This window comes from Pseudomonas sp. PB105 (assembly GCF_009764655.1).
In the GTDB taxonomy this organism is placed as follows: domain Bacteria; phylum Pseudomonadota; class Gammaproteobacteria; order Pseudomonadales; family Pseudomonadaceae; genus Aquipseudomonas; species Aquipseudomonas cyclaminis.
This window is the reverse complement of record NZ_RWIO01000036.1, coordinates 71,642-90,985: the sequence shown is the minus strand read 5'-3', so window position 1 is coordinate 90,985 and position 19,344 is coordinate 71,642. Positions and strand designations below refer to the sequence as shown.

Here is a 19,344-nt window from a genome sequence, read left to right as displayed (position 1 = left end):
CGCGTTTTTTCAGAAAAACCAAGTTGCCTGGTTTTGGGGCTGCTGCGCAGCCCAGCGCGGGACAAGCCCGCTCACCACAGAGTTATGTATAAGCCTTTGAGAGTTGTGTAGATAGCTATGCCCCGATGAGGCCAGTCTGGTCACTACAAGCCCCAAAGAAAAAGCCCTGATCTCACGATCAGGGCTTTTTCATTTACAGGCCGTTTTTAGCCTTGAACTCCCGACGCCGACGGTGCAGCACCGGCTCGGTATACCCATTAGGCTGCTTAGTCCCTTCAATCACCAACTCCACCGCTGCCTGGAACGCGATGTTGCTGTCGAAATCCGGAGCCAGTGGGCGGTACAGCGCATCCCCGGCATTCTGACGGTCCACCACCGGCGCCATGCGCTTGAGGCTTTCCATGACCTGGTCTTGGTTGACGATGCCGTGGCGCAGCCAATTGGCGATGTGCTGGCTGGAGATGCGCAGGGTGGCGCGGTCTTCCATCAGGCCCACATCATTGATGTCCGGCACTTTCGAGCAGCCGACGCCCTGGTCGATCCAACGGACCACATAACCCAGGATGCCCTGGGCGTTGTTGTCCAGCTCGTTGCGGATTTCTTCGTCGGACCAATCGGTGTTGCTGGCCAGAGGAATGGTCAGGATGTCGTCTACCGATGCACGCTCGCGCTTGGCAAGCTCGGCCTGGCGGGCGAATACATCAACCTTGTGGTAGTGCAACGCGTGCAGCGCGGCGGCGGTCGGCGATGGCACCCAAGCGGTGTTGGCGCCGGCCAATGGGTGGGCGATTTTCTGTTCGAGCATCGCCGCCATTAGGTCGGGCATCGCCCACATGCCTTTACCGATCTGCGCACGGCCTTGCAGGCCGGTGCTCAGGCCGATATCGACGTTCCAGTTTTCGTAGGCGCCGATCCATTTTTCGGCCTTCATGGCAGCCTTGCGCACCATCGCGCCCGCTTCCATGGAGGTGTGGATCTCGTCGCCGGTGCGGTCGAGGAAGCCGGTGTTGATAAACACCACGCGCTCGCTGGCCGCCTTGATGCAGGCCTTGAGGTTGACCGTGGTACGGCGCTCCTCGTCCATGATCCCGACCTTGAGGGTGTTGCGCGGCAGGTTCAGCACGTCTTCGATGCGACCGAAAAGCTCGTTGGTGAACGCAGCTTCTTCCGGGCCGTGCATCTTCGGCTTGACGATGTACACCGAACCGGTGCGGCTGTTCTTGCGGGTGTTGTTGCCGTTGAGGCTGTGGGTCGCGGCGAGGCTGGTGACCAGGCCGTCGAGGATGCCTTCCGGCACTTCGTTGCCGTCTTTATCGAGGATCGCATCGATGGTCATCAGATGACCCACGTTGCGCACGAACAGCAGCGAACGGCCGTGCAGCGTCACGTCCTGGCCATCCACGCCGGTATAAACGCGGTCGGCGTTCATGGTACGGGTGAAGGTTTTTCCGCCCTTGGCCACTTCTTCGGCCAGGTCGCCCTTCATCAGGCCGAGCCAGTTGCGGTAGATCACCACTTTGTCGTCGGCATCCACCGCGGCGACGGAGTCTTCGCAGTCCATGATGGTGGTCAGCGCGGCTTCCATCAGCACATCTTTGACGCCGGCGGCATCGGTCTGGCCGACTGGGGTGCTGGCGTCGATCTGGATTTCGAAGTGCAGGCCGTTGTGTTTCAGCAGGATCGCAATCGGCTCGGCCGCATGGCCCTGGAAACCGATCAACTGGGCATCGTCACGCAGGCCACTGTTGCTGCCGCCCTTGAGGCTGACGATCAGCGTGCCGTCGACGATCTTGTAACCGGTGGAGTCGACGTGGCTGCCGGCGCTGAGCGGCGCGGCTTCGTCAAGGAAGGCGCGGGCGAAGGCGATGACCTTGTCGCCACGCACCTTGTTGTAACCCTTGCCTTTCTCGGCGCCGTCGGCTTCGCTGATGGCGTCGGTGCCGTACAGCGCGTCGTACAGCGAACCCCAGCGCGCATTGGAGGCGTTGAGGGCGAAACGGGCATTCATCACCGGCACCACCAACTGTGGGCCGGCCATGCGGGCGATTTCGTCATCGACGTTTTGGGTCGAGGCCTGGAAGTCTGCGGCTTCTGGCAGCAGGTATCCGATGTCTTGCAGGAAGGCTTTGTAGGCCACCGGGTCGTGGGCCTGGCCGGCGTGGGTCTGGTGCCAGGTGTCGATGCGCGCCTGGAAATCATCGCGTTTGGCGAGTAGGGCTTTGTTCTTCGGTGCCAGGTCGTGGATGACCTTGTCGGCGCCGGCCCAGAACTGGTCGGCAGTGATGCCGGTGCCGGGAATGGCTTCGTTGTTCACGAAGTCGAACAGGACTTTGGCGACCTGCAGGCCACCGACTTGAACGTGTTCAGTCATTGCTTGCCTCACTCTGCACAGCTTAAGCGCTTTTTAGATTTTCATTATGTAGTGCCAAGTTGCGCATACTACATGATGACTTGCGGTTGTGAAAATTAGACTAAATACGTCGTTTAGCGACCCACTTTGGTCGTACGGTCACAGCGGAGAACAGGATGTTCTCAAAAAACTATTGGATTGTTCCAGATAAATATAAGAATGGTACACGATTTGTTTTCGGTGGCCCCCGGGTCCACCTTGTAGATTGAATTCAGAGGGCTTCGCCATGGACCATCTTGTACTCACAATTATCGCCGCCGACAAACCCGGCCTGGTCGAGCGCATCGCGCAGAACATTGCCGCCCACGGGGGGAACTGGCTGGAAAGCCGCATGGCCCATATGGCCGGGCAGTTTGCCGGGATCCTGCGGGTCAGCGTACCAGCGGAAAGCCGCCAGGCATTGTTGGGGGCGCTGGAGGACTTATCCACACATGGCATTCGCGTGCTGGTGGGTGAGGGCAGTACCGGGCAGGCCGCGGCGTCCAAGCCGATTGTGATGACATTGGTGGGCAATGACCGCTCGGGCATCGTGCGTGAGATCACGGCCCTGTTGAGCCAGCAAGGCGTGAACCTGGAGCGCTTGAGCACGGATGTGCGCCCGGCCCCCATGAGTGGCGATCCGTTGTTCAGCGCCGAAGCGTTGTTGCAGGTGCCGCCGTCGTTATCCCTGGAGCGCTTGCAGCTATCCCTGGAAACCTTGGCGGATGACTTGATGGTGGAGCTGCGCAGCGAGGAATAATCTGTCCACAAGGTTATGCATGGAAAACTTGCATGGGCCTGTGGATAACCTTGGGGTGAATGCCTGCAAGCCACGGCGGTTGTGGCTTGCAGGATGCTGTATGTTATTTGATCAGCGTTTGCGCACGGTCAGCCAGGCATCGACGCTGTAGACGACCAGGCCAGCCCAGATAAAGGCGAAGGCGAGCAGCGTGCTGGGCGCCAGGTGTTCGCCGAACAGCAGCACGGCTTCGAGCAACACCAGGGTCGGCGCAACATACTGCAAAAAGCCCAGCGCGGTGTAGGGCAGATGCCGTGCGGCGGCGTTGAAGCACACCAGCGGGATCAACGTCACCGGGCCGGCGGCGACCAGCCACCAGGCTTCAGAGGTGCTCCAGAACTCAAGCTGAGCACTGTGGGCGGTTGGGTTGAACAGCAACCACGCGACTGCAATCGGCACCAGCATCCAGGTTTCCACCACCAGCCCCGGCAGCGCTTTGACTGGCGCCTGTTTGCGGATCAGGCCATAGAAGCCAAAGGTCAGCGCCAACACCAGTGACACCCACGGCAAACTGCCCACCTGCCACACCTGTTGCGCCACACCCACAGCTGCCAGCCCGACCGCTACCCATTGCAAACGACGCAGGCGTTCGCCGAGAAGCAACATGCCGAGCAGCACATTCACCAGCGGGTTGATGTAATAACCCAGGCTCGCCTCAAGCATGCGCCCGGTGTTCACCGACCATACGTAGGTCAGCCAATTGGCCGCAATCAACGCTCCGCTCAAGGCCAGGATCGCCAGGCGCCTGGGGTTGTCGCGCAGTTCGCGGAACCAGCCGGGATGTTTCCACACCATCAACAGCAAGCCCCCGAACAGCGCCGACCACAGCACGCGGTGCACGATGATCTCGGCGGCGGGTACGCTGGCGATTGCTTTGAAGTAGAGCGGGAACAAGCCCCAGATGACATAGGCGCTGAGGCCCAGGATGTACCCCTTGCGGGGGTTGGCGGCGTGCATTGCAGAGTCCTTGTTCTAGCAGTTAAAACAGTTTCAATGGTTCTTCGTTGAGGGCTGATAGTTGCTCGCGCAACGCCAGCACCTGATCGCCCCAATACCGCTCGCTACCGAACCACGGAAAACTGTGGGGGAACGCCGGATCGTCCCAGCGCCGTGCCAGCCAGGCGCTGTAATGCATCAGGCGCAAGGCGCGCAGCGGTTCGATCAGCGCCAATTCACGCGGGTCGAAGTCGTGGAATTCCTGATAGCCGTCCATCAATTCCGACAGTTGGCCCAGGCATTCCTGACGGTCACCGGCGAGCATCATCCACAGGTCCTGCACCGCCGGGCCCATGCGGCAGTCATCCAGGTCGACGATATGGAACATCTCGTCACGGCACATCATGTTGCCGGGGTGGCAATCGCCGTGCATGCGGATGTTCTTGTGCGGGGTGGCCTTGTAGACCTCTTCCACGCGCTTGAGCAGGTCGCGGGCCACAGAGTCGTAGGCCGGCAGCAGGCTTTTGGGAATGAAATTGCCTTCAAGCAATGTGTTGAGCGAGTCGTGACCGAAGTTCTTCACGCCCAGGGCTTCGCGGTGTTCGAACGGGCGGGTGGAGCCCACCGCGTGCAAACGGCCGAGCAGTTGCCCGAGGCGATACAGTTGATCAAGGTTGCCGGGCTCCGGCGCGCGGCCGCCACGGCGAGGGAACAGGGTGAAGCGGAAACCTTCGTGTTCGAACAGGCTTTCACCGTTGTGGATCAGTGGCGCGACGACCGGCACGTCGCATTCGGCCAGTTCGAAGGTGAAGCGGTGTTCTTCGAGAATCGCGTCGTTGGTCCAGCGCTGGGGGCGATAGAACTTCGCGATCAGCGGTTCGCCGTCTTCGATGCCCACCTGATACACGCGGTTTTCGTAGCTGTTGAGCGCCAGGACGCGAGCATCACTGAGAAAACCGATGCTTTCGACGGCGTCGAGCACCAGGTCAGGGGTGAGGGTTTCAAACGGATGGGCCATGGGAACTCCTGCGGGCAGCAGGGCGCCGCGTCCGGCCGAGTATGGTAACGCACCGGGCTTGAGATAGGGGGTGACTTAAGTATCGCCATCGGGGGCAAGCCCCCTCCCACATTTGAAATGCGTTCCCATGTGGGAGGGGGCTTGCCCCCGATGGGGCCCTATCAGGCGCCGACGATCCCGCCATCATCCCTGCGAATCGCCATCACCGAAGACCGCGGCTTCCCATTCGGCAGATGCTCCGGCCACGTCGAACCGCCGGTTTCCCCCGGATGCTGGATCCCCACAAACAGCGTTTTCTGATCCGGCGAAAAGCTGATCCCCGTTACCTCGCACGCCACCGGCCCGACCATGAAACGACGGATTTCACCGGTCGCCGGGTCGGCGCAGAGCATCTGGTTATTGCCCATGCCGGCGAAGTCACCCGCGTTGCTGTAGTCGCCGTCGGTGAGGATCCACAGGCGTCCGGCCTTGTCGAAACCCAGGCCGTCGGGGCTGTTGAACATGTTCTGCGGGTTGATGTTGGACGAGCCGCCCTTGGGCTTGCCCGCGTGTACGCCGGGGTTGCCGGCCACCACAAACAAATCCCAGCTGAAATCGGCCGCGCCGTGGTCATCGGCATTGGCTTTCCAGCGCAGGATCTGGCCGTAGACGTTTTTCTCCCGTGGGTTGGGGCCGCCCACGGGTTGGCCGTCTTCGCCGCGCTTGGCGTTGTTGGTCAGGGTGCAATAGACCTGGCCATCGGAGGGGCTGACCACGATCCATTCCGGGCGGTCCATGCGCGTGGCTTTGACCACGCTGGCGGCCAGGCGCGCATGGATCAGCACTTCGGCCTGATTGGCAAAACCGGTGCTGGCGTCGATGCCGTTTTTGCCATGGGTCAGCTCAACCCATTGGCCTTTGCCTTTTGGATGGTCGGCATCGCCATCGCCCGCGTCGAAGATCGCCACATACAAGGTGCCGTGGTCGAGCAGGTCTTTGTTGGCCTTGGGGTTCTTGTGGTTGATCTTGTCGCGGCTGACGAACTTGTAGATGAACTCACCGCGCTCATCGTCGCCCATGTACACAACGGCGCGGCCATCGCGGGTTTCGGCGAGGGCGGCGTTTTCGTGTTTGAAGCGACCCAGGGCCGTGCGTTTGGCCGGGGTGGATTGCGGGTCGAACGGGTCGATTTCCACTACCCAGCCATGGCGGTTGAGTTCGTTGGGGTTCTTGGCCATGTCGAAGCGCGGGTCGTGCAGGTGCCAGTTGATCTCTTTACTGGCGGCCACTACGCCGTAGCGTTTCTGCCCGGCGTCGAAGGTTTGTTGTGGGTTGCTGCTGCCGAAGCAGTCGGTGAAGTTCTCTTCACAGGTCAGATAAGTGCCCCACGGTGTCATGCCGTTGGCGCAGTTCTGGAAGGTGCCGAGGGCTTTCTTGCCGGATTTGTCGGCGCTGGTTTTCAGCCAGTCGTGGCCGGCAGCGGGGCCGCTCAGACGGATCGGCGAGTTGCCGTGGATGCGGCGGTTGTAGCGTGAATCCTGGACGAACTGCCAGGTGTCGCCCTTGCGCCGCACTTCGATCACCGACACGCCTTCGCTGGCCTGGGCCTTGCGCACGTCTTCGGCCGATTGCGGAGCGCCGCCGTGGGCGTAGAGGTAGCGGTAGTTGGTGTATTCGTTGTTGATCGCCATCAGCGCGCGGTTGTCGTCGCCAGGGAAGGCGAACAGGCTCATGCCGTCGTTGTTGTCGCCGAATTGTTGTTCCTGGGCCTTGGCCGTGCCGTTGCCGGACGGGTCGAAGGCCGGCGCGCTCTTGTGCAGCGGCTGGCCCCAACTGATCAACACCGAGGCGCTGTAGCCCGGCGGCAAGGTGATGGTGTCGCTGGTCGCGGCGGCGATGCTGGCAAACCCCAGCAGCGGGCTGGCGGAAGCGGCATTCACGGCCAGGGCGCTGCGGCTCAACAGGTTGCCGCCCAGGAACATCGCGGCACCGCACAAGGCGCCGGCGCCGATAAAGCGGCGGCGGGTGAGGCCAACCATCTGCTCAAGGTCGGTGGCTTGGTTTTCTTCTAATAGGCTCATCTCAGGCTCCCTGCGGTTTTTGCAGACACCATAAGGAGCGGGTGTGACGAAGTTGTTGCAGTTTGAAAAACTCTGCGGCTCAGACTGGCGTACCGAGCAATACATGACTGGGGGCGAATTGCACGTGGATCTCCCGGCCTTCGGTGGCGTCCAGGGCCTTGAGTACGTCGGGCTGCGCCAGGGCGCATAAAACCTGGCCATTGGGCAGGGCGATGCGCACTTCGCTGGGGCCGTCCTCGGCGTGGAGAATGGCGTCTACCGTTCCGCTCATGCAATTGTGTCCGAGTGTTGCGGCGCTGTGCGATGCGAGCAATTCCAGCCAGCCGGCCTTGATCAGTGCGACGACTTCGACGCCAATCTCCAGCTCCAGCCGTTGCGTGCTGTCATGGGTGATTTGGGCTGTGAGGGTCAGCCCACCCGCGAGTTGCAAATGAATCAGATCATTGCGGCCGCGGCTTTCAATCGCGCTGACCTGGCCATGCAGCTGGTTGCGTGCACTGGTGCGCAGCATCAGGCGGCCCAACAGATTGAAGTCACTGGCGGCTTCGTCCGAACCCAGCACCTCGGCCTGTAACGCTTGCAGGCGTTGGTAGAGGCGCAACACCCGTTCGCCTTCGGCGGTGAGTTTGGCACCGCCACCGCCTTTGCCGCCGACACTGCGTTCTACCAGGGGTTTTTGCGCGAGGTTGTTCAGTTCATCGATGGCATCCCACGCGGCCTTGTAGCTCAAGCCAGCACTTTTGGCGGCGCGGGTGATGGAGCCCTGTTCGGCGATATGCCCCAGCAGGGCGATGCGCTGGGGGCGGCGGACGATATGTTGGCTGAGCAAAGTCGGGAGAGACATGGGCGTACGCTGTGTTGGGATGAGCGGACGTTGCGGCCGTGCGGCATGAGAGTCAAGTGCCAGGCTTGGGGGTGCGGGCCAGGCAGTACACATCCACCTGCCGCGCTCCGGCGCTGATCAACAGCCGCGCCAGGCTGTGGGCGGTAGCGCCGGTGGTGAGTACGTCGTCCACCAGTGCGCAGTGGCGGTCTTGTACCTGCGCGTCAGGGGCCAGGGCAAAGGCGTTGAGCAGGTTGCGTTTGCGGCTCTTGGCGTCGAGGTTCTGTTGCGCCAGGGTTTCATGGGGGCGCAACAACACGTGTTCATTGCAGGGGATAGTCAGGTCGGCGCTGAGCCAGCGCGCCAGCATCAGCGCCTGGTTATAACCGCGCTCGCGCAGGCGCTGGCTCGCCATGGGCACCGGCAGCAGTGCGTCCGGGCGAATGAGTTCGTGGTTGTCGAAGCGATGTTGCAGGTATTTTCCCAGTAAGTGCCCCAGCAGATGCCCGAGTGGCCAGCGTGCCTGGTGCTTGAAGCGGCTGATCAGGGTGTCCACGGGAAAGCTGTAGGTCCAGGGCGCGATGACTTGTTTAAAGGCGGGCGGTTGTTTGAGGCATTGGCCGCAGACCAACCCGTCCATCGCCAGGGGCAGCGCGCAGATTTCGCAATGCTCCATCAGCCAAGGCAGCTCGGTTTCGCAGACGTTGCACACACAATCGGCTGTTTCTGTGGCTTCGTCGCAGAGTAAACAGGTCTGTATGTTTTTTGACCAGATGTAAACTTGGTGCTTGTACCCAGGTTGACAGTGCATGAATCTTCCTTAAATATGCCGAGCATCCGTGTCGCGCCTGTGGGTATTACCTTTCCCGCAGCGAGAGCCCAAGCATAATCAAGGAATCGCCCATGAGCGCCAGCATCACCGCCACCTTGCGTCACGATTGGTCCCTGGCCGAAGTCAAAGCACTGTTCGTGCAGCCGTTCAACGACCTCTTGTTCCAGGCGCAGACCGTACACCGTGCGCATTTCGACGCGAACCGTGTACAGGTGTCGACCCTGCTGTCGATCAAGACCGGCGCCTGCCCGGAAGATTGCAAATATTGTCCGCAGTCGGGCCACTACAACACGGGCCTCGAAAAAGAAAAGCTGATGGAGGTGCAGAAGGTCCTCGAAGAGGCCGCTCGCGCCAAGGCCATCGGTTCGACCCGCTTCTGCATGGGCGCCGCCTGGAAACACCCGTCGGCCAAAGACATGCCGTACGTGCTGCAGATGGTCAAGGGCGTGAAAGCCATGGGCCTGGAAACCTGCATGACCCTCGGCCGTCTCGACCAGGACCAGACCGAAGCCCTGGCCCAGGCCGGCCTCGACTACTACAACCACAACCTGGATACCTCGCCGGAGTTCTACGGCAGCATCATCACGACCCGCACCTACAGCGAGCGCCTGCAAACCCTGGCCTACGTGCGTGACTCGGGGATGAAGATCTGTTCCGGCGGCATCCTTGGCATGGGCGAGTCCCTCGACGACCGCGCCAACCTGCTGATCCAGTTGGCCAACCTGCCGGAGCATCCAGAGTCGGTGCCGATCAACATGCTGGTGAAAGTGGCCGGTACGCCTTTGGAAAACGCCGAAGATATCGACCCGTTCGACTTCATCCGCATGCTCGCCGTGGCGCGCATCCTGATGCCGCAGTCCCACGTGCGCCTGTCGGCCGGTCGTGAAGCCATGAACGAGCAGATGCAGGCCCTGGCGTTTTTCGCCGGCGCCAACTCGATCTTCTACGGCGACAAACTGCTGACCACTGCCAACCCGCAGGCCGACAAGGACATGCAACTGTTCTCGCGCCTGGGCATCCTGCCGGAAGCCCGTGAAGAGCACGCCGATGAAGTGCATCAGGCGGCGATCGAGCAGGCATTGGTGGAGCAGAAGAGCAGCGAGCAGTTCTACAACGCTGCTGTTTGATTCGGACCCTGTAGGAGCCGGCTTGCTGTGTTGAGCAGGCTTGTCCTGCGCGGGGTTGCGAAGCAGCCCCTCCGACATTCTCGACTGAGTTAATCCTGTTAAACCGAGGCCAGCATGTCTTTCGATCTCTCTGCGCGCCTCGCTGCCCGCCGTGCCGAACACCTTTACCGCCAACGCCCATTGCTGGCGAGCCCTCAAGGCCCTGAAGTGGTGGTCGACGGCCAACCGTTGCTCGCCTTCTGCAATAACGACTACCTGGGCCTGGCCAATCACCCGCAAGTGATCGAAGCCTGGCGCGCCGGTGCTTCCCGTTGGGGCGTGGGCGGTGGCGCGTCGCACCTGGTGGTCGGGCATGCCACGCCGCACCATGAGCTGGAAGAGGCGCTGGCTGACCTGACCGGTCGCCCGCGTGCGCTGCTGTTTACCACCGGCTACATGGCCAATATGGGCGCGGTCACGGCGCTGGTGGGGCAGGGCGACACGGTGCTGCAGGACCGGCTCAATCACGCGTCGTTGCTGGATGCGGGCTTACTGTCCGGGGCGCGCTTCAATCGCTATCTGCACAACGACGCGGCCAGCCTGGCCAAGCGCCTGGAGAAAGCCACCGGCAACACGTTGGTAGTCACCGATGGCGTGTTCAGCATGGACGGCGATTTGGCTGACTTGCCCGCCCTGGCCCGTGAAGCCAAGGCCAAAGGCGCCTGGCTGATGGTCGACGACGCCCATGGCTTCGGCCCGCTGGGCGCCAACGGCGCAGGCATCGTCGAGCATTTCGGCTTGAGCCAGGAAGACGTGCCCGTATTGGTCGGCACCCTGGGCAAAGCCTTCGGTACCGCCGGCGCGTTTGTGGCGGGCAGTGAAGACTTGATCGAAAGCCTGATCCAGTTTGCTCGCCCCTATATTTACACCACCAGCCAACCACCGGCGCTGGCCTGCGCCACGTTGAAAAGCCTGGAACTGCTGCGCACCGAGCATTGGCGGCGTGAACACCTCAACGGCCTGATCCGTCAGTTCCGCCACGGCGCCGAGCAGCTTGGCCTGGACTTGATGGACAGCTTTACACCGATCCAGCCGATCCTGATCGGCGACAGCGCCAGGGCCGTGCGTTTGTCCCGGATGCTGCGCGAGCGTGGCCTGATGGTCACCGCGATCCGCCCGCCCACCGTGCCCGTCGGCAGCGCCCGTTTGCGCGTGACATTGACGGCGGCCCACAGCGAGGCGCAGGTGCAGCTATTGTTAAGCGCATTGGAAGAGTGTTTCCGCTTGCCAGGCGCCCTGGAGCCCGACCATGCGTGATCGACTGATATTGCTGCCCGGCTGGGGCCTTGGCGTATCGCCGCTGGAACCATTGGCCGCCGCATTGCGGGGGCTGGACGAGCATCTGCACGTACAGATCGAGCCGTTGCCGGCGCTGGACGCCAGCGATCTCGGCGAATGGTTGGATGAACTCGACGCCACCTTGCCGGACAACACCTGGCTCGGCGGTTGGTCGCTGGGCGGCATGCTGGCCTCTGAATTGGCGGCGCGACGCGGTGAACGCTGCTGCGGCTTGCTGACCCTGGCGAGCAACCCGTGTTTTGTCGCCCACGACAGTTGGCCGAGTGCGATGCCCGCCGAGACCTTCGATGCGTTTCTCGCCGGGTGCCACGCGGACTCCCAGGTCACGCTCAAGCGCTTCGGCCTGTTGTGTGCCAAAGGCGCCGCAGACCCTCGCGGGCTCGCGCGGTTGTTGGTCAGCGGCGCGCCGAAGACGCCGTCCGCCATTTTGATGACCGGTCTTGAACTGCTTGCGCAACTGGACACCCGCGAAGCCTTGCTGGCCTATCGCGGCCCGCAGTTGCATCTGTTTGCCGGTATGGACGGCTTGGTGCCCGCCGAAGCCGCCAGCGACCTGCTGGCGCTGCTGCCCGATGTTGAAATCGGTCTGATTGAACAGGCCGGTCACGCGTTTCTTCTGGAAGACCCCCACGGTGTAGCGGGGGCCATCCAGGCTTTTTTGCATGAGTGTGTCGATGACTGATCTATCCCACCCCCCTCTGCCGGGTGCCTTGCCAGACAAGCGCCAGGTGGCGGCGTCGTTTTCCCGTGCGGCGGCCAGTTACGACAGCGTCGCCGAGTTGCAGCGCGCTGTGGGGCACGAGTTGCTGTCGCGCCTGCCGTCATCCTGTGCGCCACGCCGTTGGCTGGATATGGGATGTGGTACGGGGTATTTCAGTCGCGTGCTGGGGGATTTATTGCCCGCCAGTCAGGGCGTGGCCCTGGATATCGCCGAAGGTATGCTCAACCATGCGCGGCCCTTGGGTGGCGCGCAGCACTTCATCGCGGGGGATGCCGAACGCTTGCCGCTGAACGCCGAGCGCTTTGAGCTGATCTTCTCCAGCCTTGCGGTGCAATGGTGTGCGAACTTCGATGCGGTGCTCAGCGAGGCCCATCGCGTGCTGCAACCGGGCGGGGTGTTGGCGTTTGCCAGTTTGTGCGTGGGCACATTGGATGAACTGCGCGAAAGCTGGCGCGCCGCCGATGGCCTGGTGCACGTCAACCGTTTCCGCACTTTCGAGGCTTACCAGCAACTGTGCGCGGCCAGCGGTTTGCGCGTGGTCAGCCTGGAGCGCCAGCCCCATGTGCTGCATTACCCGGATGTGCGCAGCCTGACCCATGAATTGAAGGCCCTCGGTGCACACAACCTTAACCCCGGCCGCCCCGGTGGGTTGACTGGCCGGGCGCGGATTGTGGCACTGGTCGAGGCTTATGAGCGGTTCCGCCAGGCCCAGGGCCTGCCGGCGACTTATCAAGTGGTGTATGCCGTACTGGAGAAACCTCAATGAGCGTCGCTTATTTCATTACGGGCACCGACACCGATGTCGGCAAGACCACCGTCGCCGCCGGCCTCCTCCATGCCGCCCGCCAAGCGGGCAAAAGCACCGCCGCCGGCAAACCCGTGGCCTCCGGTTGTGCCGTGACCCCCAACGGCCTGCGCAATGCCGATGCCCTGGCGCTGCTGGCCGAATGCTCATTGCCGTTGAGTTATGCCGAGGTCAATCCCGTGGCGTTCGAACCGGCCATAGCCCCTCATCTGGCGGCGCGGGAGGCCGGTGTTTCGCTGACGGTGCAATCGCTGCTCAAGCCCATGCAGCAGGTTCTGGCGCGGCACGCGGATTTCACCTTGATCGAGGGCGCGGGCGGCTGGCGCGTGCCGCTGGCTGACCAGGCCAATCTGTCGGACCTGGCCATCGCGCTCAAACTGCCGGTGATCCTGGTGGTGGGCGTGCGTCTGGGCTGTATCAGCCATGCCTTGCTCACCGCCGAAGCCATCGCACGGGACGGTTTGGCGCTGGCGGGTTGGGTCGCGAACATCATCGACCCCAAGACCTCCCGCCTGGAGGAAAACCTCGCCACCTTGGCCGAACGGTTGCCCGCACCGTGCCTGGGGCGCGTGCCCAAACTCAAGCATGCCGGCGCCGAAGCCGTGGCGGAATACTTGCAGTTGGACTTGCTTGACTGATTTTGGCTATCGGTAAGGCATTGTGCTATTAGTGTTTTTGACGGGCGTTTTGCCACGTTCTCTGCTTCAATCAGCGTTCACGATTCTCTAAAGGCAGGCTTACGCCATGGAAATCTCTGGAAGCAGCGCGTTTTACTCGGGCCTGAATACCATTCAGTCCGGGCAAAGCCGTGTCGACCAGGCCGCTGGCAAGATCGCCAGTGCAGCCACCAGCCAACCTTCGGATGCCCAGAATGATCGCTTGCAGGCGGTCAACCGTGGCCAGCCGACCAACTCCGCCAGCAATATGGTGGAACTGGCCGAAGGCAAGTTTCAGGTGGAGCTGGGCGTCAAAGTCGCCAAGGCTTCCGACGAAATGCTCGGTACGCTGATCGACACCTACGCCTGATCTAAATGTGGGAGGGGGGCAAGCCCCTTCCCACATTTTCCCTGTTTTATCCTGAACCCTCTCTACACTCTCTTTGATGTGGCATCTCGCCGCAGGCCTTGTTGCGCCTGGGTTGATTCACGTCATGACAAACGGCGCTTGGACGACGCTTGACATCCCCAGGTCGTAAACGTATGTTTCAAACACCTGTTTGACCGCCACAACACATTCCACGCGGTTGTTCATTCCAGCTACATCAGCAGAGGTTTATCGCTATGCCTGACTACAAGGCCCCCTTGCGTGATATTCGCTTCGTTCGTGACGAACTGCTCGGTTATGAAGCGCACTATCAGAGCCTGCCGGCTTGCCAGGACGCTACTCCGGACATGGTTGACGCCATCCTTGAAGAGGGCGCCAAGTTCTGTGAACAAGTGCTGGCACCGCTGAACCGCGTGGGCGACATCGAAGGGTGCACCTGGAGTGAGTCAGGCGTTAAGACGCCGACGGGTTTCAAAGAAGCCTACAAGCAATTCGTCGAAGGCGGCTGGCCTAGCCTGGCCCACGACGTGGAACACGGCGGCCAAGGCCTGCCGGAATCCCTGGGCCTGGCGGTGAGTGAAATGGTTGGCGCCGCCAACTGGTCGTGGGGCATGTACCCAGGCCTGTCCCACGGTGCGATGAACACCATCTCCGAGCACGGCACCCCTGAACAGCAAGACGCTTACCTGACCAAACTGGTATCGGGCGAGTGGACCGGCACCATGTGCCTGACCGAGCCACACTGCGGCACCGACCTGGGCATGCTGCGTACCAAGGCCGAGCCTCAGGCCGACGGTTCCTACAAAGTCTCCGGCACCAAGATCTTCATCTCGGCCGGTGAGCACGACATGGCCGACAACATCGTCCACATCGTACTGGCCCGCCTGCCGGACGCGCCGGCCGGCACCAAAGGTATCTCGCTGTTTATCGTGCCGAAGTTCCTGCCCAACGCCGACGGTTCGGTGGGTGAGCGCAACGCGGTGTCCTGTGGCTCCCTGGAACACAAGATGGGCATCCACGGCAACGCCACCTGCGTGATGAACTTCGATGCGGCCACCGGTTTCCTGATCGGCCCGGCGAACAAAGGCCTGAACTGCATGTTCACCTTTATGAACACCGCGCGCCTGGGCACCGCACTGCAAGGCCTGTCCCACGCCGAGATCGGCTTCCAGGGCGGCCTGAAATACGCTCGCGATCGCCTGCAAATGCGCTCCCTGACCGGCCCGAAAGCACCGGACAAGGCTGCTGACCCGATCATCGTGCATCCCGACGTGCGCCGCATGCTGCTGACCATGAAAGCCTTCGCTGAAGGCAACCGTGCGATGGTGTACTTCACCGCCAAGCAAGTGGACATCGTCAAGTACGGCACCGACGACGAAGCCAAAAAACAGGCCGACGGCCTGCTGGCCTTCATGACCCCGATCGCCAAGGCGTTCATGACCGAAGTCGGCTTTGAAGCGGCTAACCATGGCGTGCAGATCTACGGCGGCCACGGCTTCATCGCCGAGTGGGGCATGGAGCAGAACGTTCGCGACAGCCGCATTTCGATGTTGTACGAAGGCACCACCGGTATCCAGGCGCTGGACCTGCTCGGCCGTAAAGTGCTGATGACCCAGGGCGAAGCGCTCAAGGGCTTCACCAAGATCGTGCATAAGTTCTGCCAGGCCAACGAAGGCAACGCCGCCGTTCAGGAGTTCGTGACACCGCTGGCTGCACTGAACAAAGAGTGGGGCGAGTTGACCATGAAGGTCGGCATGGCCGCGATGAAAGACCGTGAAGAAGTCGGCGCCGCCTCGGTGGATTACCTGATGTACTCCGGTTACGCGTGCCTGGCTTACTTCTGGGCCGACATGGCCCGCCTGGCGGCTGAAAAACTGGCTGCCGGCACCACCGAAGAGGCCTTCTACACCGCCAAGCTGCAGACCGCGCGCTTCTACTTCCAGCGCATCCTGCCGCGTACTCTGGCGCACAAGGCAACCATGCTGTCGGGCGCCAACAACCTGATGGACATGAAAGAGGAAGACTTCGGCCTGGCTTACTAAGCCTCACCGGGTTTACCTGAAACCGCCGCTTCCTTTGGGAGCGGCGGTTTTTTTTGGAGGATAAAAAACACAGCACAGCGCTCAGGGATTGCCGCCGGCTGCCGTTACAGTGATGGCAATGTGATACATGGCAGGCAGGGTGTGCTTAACTGTTCCGTCCAAGGCACATTGCCATCATTTTTTGCGGGTCGGAGTTTTACCCTTGTCACGCGTGTCCGCCGTACGTTTCAGTCATTTTCTACCTTCGTTGCTGCTCTTGCTGGCCGGGCTCTCGGCTGCGTACGTCAAGGACCTCAACGTCTTCTTCACATCACTGTTCAACGTGTTGCCCACCCTGGTGCTGTTGCTCGGCGGTTCGTACTGCGCGGTTTATCGGCGCCAGCGTGAGCTGTTTTTGATGATCACCGTGTACATCGCCTACTTCCTGCTCGATACCCAAACCGATTTCTATCGCGACAACGGCCGCGTGCGCGAAGACGCGGCGGTGGTGTTTCATCTGTGTTGCCTGTTGTTGCCGCTGCTGTTCAGCATCTACGCGCTGTGGCAGGAGAAAACCCATTTGTTCCGCGACTTCGTGGCCCGCTGCGCCGTGTTGCTGGCCATCGGCAGTGTGGCGCTGGCCCTGGAACAGAGTTTTCCGCAGGCGGTGCTGAACTGGCTGGCAGAGATTCGCTGGCCGGCGCTGCACGGCACTTGGATGAGCCTGATCCAGTTGTCGTATCCGATGTTCCTGATCGGTTTTCTCACCCTCGCCGCACAGTACTGGTACCAACCGCGCCCGCTGCATGCGGCGCAATTGGTCGGGCTGCTGGGGCTGTTCTGGATGTTGCCGAAAACCTTCATCCTGCCGTTTACCCTGAACATCATGTGTAGCCAGGTGATGCTGATGATTGCTGCGGGCGTGGCCCACGAGGCCTATCAAATGGCGTTCCGCGATGAACTGACCGGCCTGCCGGGGCGCCGCGCCCTCAACGAACGCATGCAACGGCTGGGGCGCAACTATGTGCTGGCAATGACCGACGTCGATCACTTCAAACGCTTCAACGATACCCATGGTCACGACGTGGGTGACCAAGTGCTGCGTCTGGTGGCGAGCAAGCTGTCCAAGGTCAACGGCGGCGGGCGTGCCTATCGCTACGGCGGTGAGGAATTCGCCGTGGTATTTGCCGGCAAGACCCTCGATGAGTGCATGCCGCACCTGGAAGAAATCCGCGAAATTGTCGCCAACTACGACATCAAGCTACGCAACGCGGACCGCCCTCATGACGATCAGCAAGGCCGTCAGCGCCGAGCGGGCAGCGGCGCGACGAGCGTGTCGGTGACCGTCAGCATCGGCGTGGCCGAGCGCCAGGCCGAGCAGCGCACGCCTGAAGAAGTCCTCAAGTCTGCCGACCAGGCACTCTATGCCGCCAAGGGCGCGGGGCGTAACTGTGTGATTGCCGCCGGGCAGACCCGCCGTGGCGCAGTGCGCATGGAAAGCGCTACCGGTTGAGTAATGGCGCTGTATTCAGCGGTTCTACAGTGATTGTTTGCGGCGTTCGCCGGCAGTAGGTTGAGACTATCTGCTGCCGGAGACATGACCATGCCTGAGTACAAAGCTCCCCTGCGCGACATGCGCTTTCTGATTGACAACGTGTTCGATTTCCACGGCCACTACGCCGCGCTGGGCGCAACCGACGCCAGCCCGGACATGGTCAGCGCGATCCTCGAAGAAGGCGCCAGATTCTGCGAGAACGTGCTCTCGCCGCTCAACCGCAGCGGCGATGAAGAGGGCTGCCATTTCGATAATGGCGTCGTTACCACGCCCGAGGGGTTCAAGGAGGCCTTCGCCCAGTACGTCGAAGGCGGCTGGCACGGTGTGGCGGCGGACCCGGCCTACGGTGGCCAAGGCTTGCCGCAATCCCTGGGTCTGGTGCTCAGTGAGATGATCGGCTCCAGCAATACCTCCTGGGGTATGTACCCCGGGCTGACCCACGGCGCCATGTCGGCGATCCACGCGCACGGCACCCCTGAGCAGAAAGACACCTTCCTGAGCAAACTCACGGCCGGCGAATGGACCGGCACCATGTGCCTCACCGAAGCCCATTGCGGCACCGACCTCGGCCTGATCAAGACCCGCGCCGTGCCACAGGCGGACGGCAGTTATGCAGTCACCGGCAGCAAAATCTTCATCTCGGCCGGCGAGCACGACATGAGCGCCAACATCATCCACTTGGTGTTGGCCAAACTGCCGGACGCGCCGGCGGGCACCAAGGGCATCTCGCTGTTTATCGTGCCCAAGTTCCACGCCGATTCCGGCGAGCGCAACGCGGTGCACTGCGGGTCCATCGAGCACAAGATGGGCATCAAGGCCTCGGCCACCTGCGTGCTGAACTTCGACGGTGCCAAGGGCTTTTTGATTGGCGAGGCCAACAAAGGCCTCAACTGCATGTTCACCATGATGAACCACGCGCGGCTGGGCACCGGCATGCAAGGCCTGTGCAACGGCGAGGCAAGTTTCCAGGGCGCGATCAAATACGCCAACGACCGCCTGCAAATGCGCTCGCTCACCGGCGCCAAGGCTCCGGATAAGGCCGCCGATCCGATCATCGTGCACCCCGATGTGCGCCGCATGCTGCTGACCATGAAAGCCTTCAACGAAGGCAACCGCGCACTGACCTACTTCACCGCGCAATTGCTCGACACTGCGCACATGAGCAGCGACGCCGCTCAACGCCAGGACGCTGAAGACCTGTTGGCGTTTCTCACGCCCATCTGCAAGGCGTTTATGACCGACACCGGGCTGGAAGTGACCAACCACGGCATGCAGGTGTTTGGTGGTCACGGCTACATTCGTGAGTGGGGCATGGAACAACTGGCCCGCGATGCGCGGATTGCGCCGATCTATGAAGGCACCAACGGCATCCAGGCGCTCGACCTGCTGGGCCGCAAGGTATTGGGCAGCCAGGGCAAGTTGCTGCGCGGCTTCACCAAAATTGTGCATAAGTTCTGCGCCGCGAATGCTGAACATCCGCAGTTCAAGGCCTTTGTGGCGCAGCTCAATCAATTGAACGGAGAGTGGGGCGAACTGACCACCCAGGTCGGCATGGCCGCGATGAAAAATCCTGACGAAGTGGGCGCCGCTGCCGTGGATTACTTGATGTACAGCGGTTACATCATCCTCGCCTACCTGTGGCTGCGCATGGCGATCGCGGCGCAGGCCCATGACGATGTCGAGTTTGCCAAGGCCAAGCTGGCCACGTGCGAGTTCTACTTCAAGCGCCTGCTACCGCGTACGGCAACCCACCGTGCAGCGGTGGAAGCGGGCAGCGAATGCCTGATGAGTCTGCCGGCGGAGGCGTTCGCTTTGTAATGACTTAAAAATACCAATCAGTCACAAGTGGACCCTATGTGTCTGAAAAGTTGTTCGG

General features: G+C 61.7%; 16 protein-coding genes. 10 read left to right on the top strand and 6 right to left on the bottom strand.

What is annotated here, in order from left to right:
• Nucleotides 1-193: 193 nt before the first annotated feature.
• Nucleotides 194-2,371, bottom strand: coding sequence for a malate synthase G (locus EJD88_RS08165; RefSeq protein ID WP_158877626.1), 2,178 nt, complete (start codon nt 2,369-2,371; stop codon nt 194-196).
• 265 nt (nt 2,372-2,636) lie between these two features.
• Between EJD88_RS08165 and EJD88_RS08160 the strand changes: the two genes are divergently transcribed.
• Nucleotides 2,637-3,149 (top strand): glycine cleavage system protein R, encoded by a 513-nt coding sequence (locus tag EJD88_RS08160; RefSeq protein WP_158877624.1) that lies wholly within the window; start codon nt 2,637-2,639, stop codon nt 3,147-3,149.
• A 111-nt stretch (nt 3,150-3,260) separates the two neighbouring features.
• Here the strand turns inward: EJD88_RS08160 and rarD are convergent, their stop codons facing one another.
• The 5 genes from rarD to EJD88_RS08135 form a co-directional block, all read right to left on the bottom strand.
• Nucleotides 3,261-4,145, bottom strand: coding sequence for an EamA family transporter RarD (gene rarD / locus EJD88_RS08155; protein WP_099585710.1), 885 nt, complete (start codon nt 4,143-4,145; stop codon nt 3,261-3,263).
• Nucleotides 4,146-4,167: 22 nt separating this feature from the next.
• The gene (locus tag EJD88_RS08150) at nt 4,168-5,142 is read right to left on the bottom strand and encodes a serine/threonine protein kinase (protein ID WP_158877622.1); all 975 of its coding nucleotides are present in this window, start codon (nt 5,140-5,142) and stop codon (nt 4,168-4,170) included.
• Nucleotides 5,143-5,303: 161 nt separating this feature from the next.
• Nucleotides 5,304-7,202, bottom strand: a complete 1,899-nt coding sequence (locus tag EJD88_RS08145; protein ID WP_112192595.1) for a PhoX family phosphatase — start codon at nt 7,200-7,202, stop codon at nt 5,304-5,306.
• 79 nt (nt 7,203-7,281) lie between these two features.
• Entirely contained in the window at nt 7,282-8,046 is a 765-nt protein-coding gene (locus tag EJD88_RS08140) for a TOBE domain-containing protein (RefSeq protein ID WP_158877620.1), read from the bottom strand.
• A gap of 52 nt (nt 8,047-8,098) precedes the next feature.
• The gene (locus EJD88_RS08135) at nt 8,099-8,836 is read right to left on the bottom strand and encodes a ComF family protein (protein WP_158877618.1); all 738 of its coding nucleotides are present in this window, start codon (nt 8,834-8,836) and stop codon (nt 8,099-8,101) included.
• A gap of 92 nt (nt 8,837-8,928) precedes the next feature.
• On the opposite strand from EJD88_RS08135, the gene bioB reads away from it, so the two are divergent.
• From bioB to EJD88_RS08090, 9 genes are all read left to right on the top strand, one after another.
• A complete protein-coding gene (bioB, locus tag EJD88_RS08130; RefSeq protein ID WP_112192592.1) occupies nt 8,929-9,984 on the top strand; it encodes a biotin synthase BioB in 1,056 nt (351 codons plus the stop codon).
• A 114-nt stretch (nt 9,985-10,098) separates the two neighbouring features.
• Nucleotides 10,099-11,280: an 8-amino-7-oxononanoate synthase gene (gene bioF, locus EJD88_RS08125; RefSeq protein WP_158877616.1), complete on the top strand. Its 1,182-nt coding sequence runs from the start codon at nt 10,099-10,101 to the stop codon at nt 11,278-11,280.
• A complete protein-coding gene (locus tag EJD88_RS08120) occupies nt 11,273-12,004 on the top strand; it encodes an alpha/beta fold hydrolase (RefSeq protein ID WP_158877614.1) in 732 nt (243 codons plus the stop codon). Before bioF ends, EJD88_RS08120 begins: the two co-directional genes overlap by 8 nt.
• Nucleotides 11,997-12,809 carry a malonyl-ACP O-methyltransferase BioC gene (gene bioC, locus EJD88_RS08115; protein WP_158877612.1) on the top strand — a complete coding sequence of 271 codons (813 nt, stop codon included), beginning with the start codon at nt 11,997-11,999 and terminating at the stop codon, nt 12,807-12,809. Before EJD88_RS08120 ends, bioC begins: the two co-directional genes overlap by 8 nt.
• Nucleotides 12,806-13,486, top strand: a complete 681-nt coding sequence (gene bioD / locus EJD88_RS08110; RefSeq protein WP_158877610.1) for a dethiobiotin synthase — start codon at nt 12,806-12,808, stop codon at nt 13,484-13,486. The genes bioC and bioD overlap by 4 nt, the downstream gene beginning before the upstream one ends.
• Before the next feature lie 106 nt (nt 13,487-13,592).
• A complete protein-coding gene (locus EJD88_RS08105) occupies nt 13,593-13,874 on the top strand; it encodes a pyrroloquinoline quinone biosynthesis protein PqqE (RefSeq protein WP_099585700.1) in 282 nt (93 codons plus the stop codon).
• 254 nt (nt 13,875-14,128) lie between these two features.
• Entirely contained in the window at nt 14,129-15,934 is a 1,806-nt protein-coding gene (locus EJD88_RS08100; RefSeq protein WP_099585699.1) for a phenylacyl-CoA dehydrogenase, read from the top strand.
• Between the two features lie 202 nt (nt 15,935-16,136).
• Nucleotides 16,137-17,426 carry a diguanylate cyclase gene (locus EJD88_RS08095; RefSeq protein WP_099585698.1) on the top strand — a complete coding sequence of 430 codons (1,290 nt, stop codon included), beginning with the start codon at nt 16,137-16,139 and terminating at the stop codon, nt 17,424-17,426.
• A 90-nt stretch (nt 17,427-17,516) separates the two neighbouring features.
• Nucleotides 17,517-19,286, top strand: coding sequence for an acyl-CoA dehydrogenase C-terminal domain-containing protein (locus tag EJD88_RS08090; RefSeq protein WP_158877608.1), 1,770 nt, complete (start codon nt 17,517-17,519; stop codon nt 19,284-19,286).
• The last annotated feature ends 58 nt before the right edge of the window (nt 19,287-19,344 follow it).

What these genes read in the sequence shown, in the direction of transcription:
- EJD88_RS08160 (WP_158877624.1), top strand. Translation starts at nt 2,637, where the DNA reads ATGGACCATCTTGTACTCACAATTATCGCCGCCGACAAACCCGGCCTG.
- EJD88_RS08145 (WP_112192595.1), bottom strand. Translation starts at nt 7,202, where the DNA reads ATGAGCCTATTAGAAGAAAACCAAGCCACCGACCTTGAGCAGATGGTT.
- EJD88_RS08150 (WP_158877622.1), bottom strand. Translation starts at nt 5,142, where the DNA reads ATGGCCCATCCGTTTGAAACCCTCACCCCTGACCTGGTGCTCGACGCC.
- EJD88_RS08165 (WP_158877626.1), bottom strand. Translation starts at nt 2,371, where the DNA reads ATGACTGAACACGTTCAAGTCGGTGGCCTGCAGGTCGCCAAAGTCCTG.
- EJD88_RS08135 (WP_158877618.1), bottom strand. Translation starts at nt 8,836, where the DNA reads ATGCACTGTCAACCTGGGTACAAGCACCAAGTTTACATCTGGTCAAAA.
- EJD88_RS08140 (WP_158877620.1), bottom strand. Translation starts at nt 8,046, where the DNA reads ATGTCTCTCCCGACTTTGCTCAGCCAACATATCGTCCGCCGCCCCCAG.
- EJD88_RS08100 (WP_099585699.1), top strand. Translation starts at nt 14,129, where the DNA reads ATGCCTGACTACAAGGCCCCCTTGCGTGATATTCGCTTCGTTCGTGAC.
- EJD88_RS08105 (WP_099585700.1), top strand. Translation starts at nt 13,593, where the DNA reads ATGGAAATCTCTGGAAGCAGCGCGTTTTACTCGGGCCTGAATACCATT.
- bioD (WP_158877610.1), top strand. Translation starts at nt 12,806, where the DNA reads ATGAGCGTCGCTTATTTCATTACGGGCACCGACACCGATGTCGGCAAG.
- EJD88_RS08120 (WP_158877614.1), top strand. Translation starts at nt 11,273, where the DNA reads ATGCGTGATCGACTGATATTGCTGCCCGGCTGGGGCCTTGGCGTATCG.
- rarD (WP_099585710.1), bottom strand. Translation starts at nt 4,145, where the DNA reads ATGCACGCCGCCAACCCCCGCAAGGGGTACATCCTGGGCCTCAGCGCC.
- bioB (WP_112192592.1), top strand. Translation starts at nt 8,929, where the DNA reads ATGAGCGCCAGCATCACCGCCACCTTGCGTCACGATTGGTCCCTGGCC.
- bioC (WP_158877612.1), top strand. Translation starts at nt 11,997, where the DNA reads ATGACTGATCTATCCCACCCCCCTCTGCCGGGTGCCTTGCCAGACAAG.
- bioF (WP_158877616.1), top strand. Translation starts at nt 10,099, where the DNA reads ATGTCTTTCGATCTCTCTGCGCGCCTCGCTGCCCGCCGTGCCGAACAC.
- EJD88_RS08090 (WP_158877608.1), top strand. Translation starts at nt 17,517, where the DNA reads ATGCCTGAGTACAAAGCTCCCCTGCGCGACATGCGCTTTCTGATTGAC.